The following is a 2,726-nucleotide window of genomic DNA, read 5'->3' as shown; positions in this document are numbered from 1 at the left end:
TCAAATCCTTATCTAAACACCATGTAAATGTTACACTCAAAACTACCCCCAGAAAGCAAATTTTCCCCCTCGTTAAGCTCAATTTGATTGTGGCAAGCAATTTGCAAAAGCAGATGCGCTGATTGAAGTTTTTTTAATTAAAAAGGAGTGAAGACCTATGATTAATGACAACAGTGGACTGCTTAAGCTGGTCCTATCCATTCTCCTGTTTCCTACTTTTTTTCAGGAAGCGTTTGTGCTGTTTGCCTGGGGAGCAAGCGACCCCTTTTGGGTGATGATGAGCAAGCGAATTTTCTTGCTGCTGCCGGCGCTGGCGATTATTCTGGGCTGCTGGCTCACGGCCGCCTGCGTGCTCACGGTGGTGTTCAGGCCCAACCGCCAGGCCTTTGTAACCGAGCTGTTCATCACCTGGTGGGACCTGGGGAAATCCATCGCTGCTTTCTGGGGCGGTATTTTCAAATCTGTCCTCACTTTGTTTATCACACTTTTAAGCGCATTAAAAGTCGCCGTTCTCGGAATTTGGGCGCTGATCCAGGAAGTCCTTCTCATGCCCCTGCGCTTGCTCGGCAATGCCGGTCGCAGCGTCGTCGGCTCAACCGTCCCCTGGATTGCCGTTTGCCTTACTCTGTTCTGGTGCCTCCTCGAGGCGGTCATTTTTACTTACGTGACCACGCCCCTGGTCGTCGACACCTTCTCCAATATCACCGGCGACAATCTTTCCATTACTATGGTTCGGATTCCGTTGTTTGTTTTTCTGGTGTTCATCGTGCTCGGCAGCTACGCCGTGCTTTCGACCTTTGTGGATTCATTCAAACAGAAAAGCATTTCAACGATTATCGGGATTGGCGTTATTGAAATTGTGGTGCTGTTTGTGGAAGTGGTCTTTCTCTACCGCGAATTTGTCGATGCTCTCGTACCCTGGTTTGCGCAATACTCGGAAAATTTCGAGCTCGGCGTCTTCTGGACGTTGGCCATATCAGCTTTTGTCTGGTTCGGGATTCGCAGTCTCTCCTGGATTCTGTTTGCTGCTCACGGCACCCCGACCATCATGGCGGTCATTCAAGGCAAAGGACTCGCGCTTGCCGAACGCCGGGAATCCGCGTCCCTGCCAAGAAGCCCGCTTTCCACCAACTTTATGAATAAGATCAAGGAAGATATGGTCTGGATTCAAAAAGCAGGAGACGATTTGCTGGCGTCGTTTATCCTGCCGCCGCTGCAGGTGATCGCTGCCGCTATTAATTTTTGCACCTTGTTGGTCTCCGGCCAGCACCTGTTCGAGCTGCCGATAAAGAGCATAGCTGATGCAATCCAAATCAGGACCCGGGAGAAACCCGAGCCCAGAATTGTTAATGAGAACAGGACAACTCGACATGAAGCCCTTACTCATATCAAATAAAGAACTGGAGATTTTCCGAATGTCTAAATTAAAAATAGCTATCCTTATCCTCACCTTATTTGCGCTTGCCTTGTTATTCGATGGCTGTGGTCTGGGCGACTCCCAGGCCGTCCCAAGCCCGCGCCTGACCATGATTGTCGGCGTGGATATCAGCGGGTCGTTTATGAACAGCGGTTATTATGAAGATGCCCTCCATTTCCTGGCGAACTATCTTTACTGTCATCTTAACGGACTCGGCGGTCTGGAAATCCCCAACGTGTTATTCGTGAGTTCGATCGGCGGAGCGACAGCAGATGAGCCGAAGACTTTTTACCCGATTCAAACTTTTCAAAATAAATCCGTTGATGAAATCCGGACAACTCTGCAGAAAATGTTTCCCAAGTCGACCTCTAATCCGTTTACCGATTACAATGCCTTCTTTGAACATTGCGCGCTGATGGTCAGGAACAAAAATCTTATCCTGCGACCGCTCTCCATCGTCATGCTCAGCGACGGCCAGCCGGATATCAAGAAAGAAGGGAAAACCGATTTCCGCAGCCTGGTGGTCAGACCGCTCGAACGCTTGTCGCGCAATATCACCATCCGCTTGCTTTATACGGATGCGGTAGTCGGCGCCCATTGGCAAACCCGGGTGCCGCGCCGCCGGGTGAAAGTCTGGACTCAGGACGCCGAGGTCATGGTTTTCTGGAAAGACCCCAAAATTCTCCTCCCGGAAAAACCAATTGAAGAGCAAGCCCACTTTTTTGCCTGGGTCAAAGATAATGTGGATTTTGGTGTGCGGGCCAGAAGGGTGAATTGAGTTTCTTCACTCCAACCCCGGGGTCTGATGGAAGGGATTCCGGGGTGTTTTAAATTGTTTGCCACCCGAAACTCATATCCTGACTTCCCCACGTCTTCGACCCATTTAATTTCCTTCATATCCATTAAACATCTAAAAAATAATTCACAGATTCGGCAGAAGTTCTTTTGACATTAAAAATTAAGATTTGTATACTTTAATCAGGTTGTCAGTGCCTGAACATGTTTCCTTGTTCTAAAGAATGCTTATAAACACTTTTGTTTTCTTATTGTAGTGACCAAATCAACCCCGAGTTTATCAAGCCTATTAGGCTGGTTTTTATACTAACATTAGGCCAAATAATATTATGTTAACGTTAGATGGCGACACGAAGTCGTCTCAGTTATTGTGTAACAGTTAAAGGAACAACTGATTACACCTGGTGTTTCACCACCTGTATTCTGGAAAGGCATGGTTCTTTGCTGACATCCACAGCGGTGTCAAGCCCTCTCGACAATGATTATGGAAAAAGTAAACATAGTTGATTCAGAG

The 2,726-nt window shown here is 47.8% G+C and carries 2 protein-coding genes; both read left to right on the top strand.

All coding sequences use genetic code 11. The features are described 5' to 3' along the window. The first annotated feature begins 157 nt into the window (after positions 1-157). Complete coding sequence (locus IH879_22180) at positions 158-1,396, top strand: hypothetical protein (GenBank protein ID MCH7677635.1); 1,239 nt, start codon at positions 158-160, stop codon at positions 1,394-1,396. A gap of 19 nt (positions 1,397-1,415) precedes the next feature. Next, positions 1,416-2,195, top strand: coding sequence for a hypothetical protein (locus tag IH879_22175; protein MCH7677634.1), 780 nt, complete (start codon positions 1,416-1,418; stop codon positions 2,193-2,195). Positions 2,196-2,726 lie beyond the last annotated feature (531 nt).

The organism is candidate division KSB1 bacterium (assembly GCA_022562085.1).
GTDB lineage: Bacteria > Zhuqueibacterota > Zhuqueibacteria > Oceanimicrobiales > Oceanimicrobiaceae > Oceanimicrobium.
This window is presented reverse-complemented; position numbering and strand designations above follow the sequence as displayed.

Excerpts from the sequence above, each read along its gene's own strand:
- IH879_22180 (MCH7677635.1), top strand. The coding sequence starts at position 158 with ATGATTAATGACAACAGTGGACTGCTTAAGCTGGTCCTATCCATTCTC.
- IH879_22175 (MCH7677634.1), top strand. The coding sequence starts at position 1,416 with ATGTCTAAATTAAAAATAGCTATCCTTATCCTCACCTTATTTGCGCTT.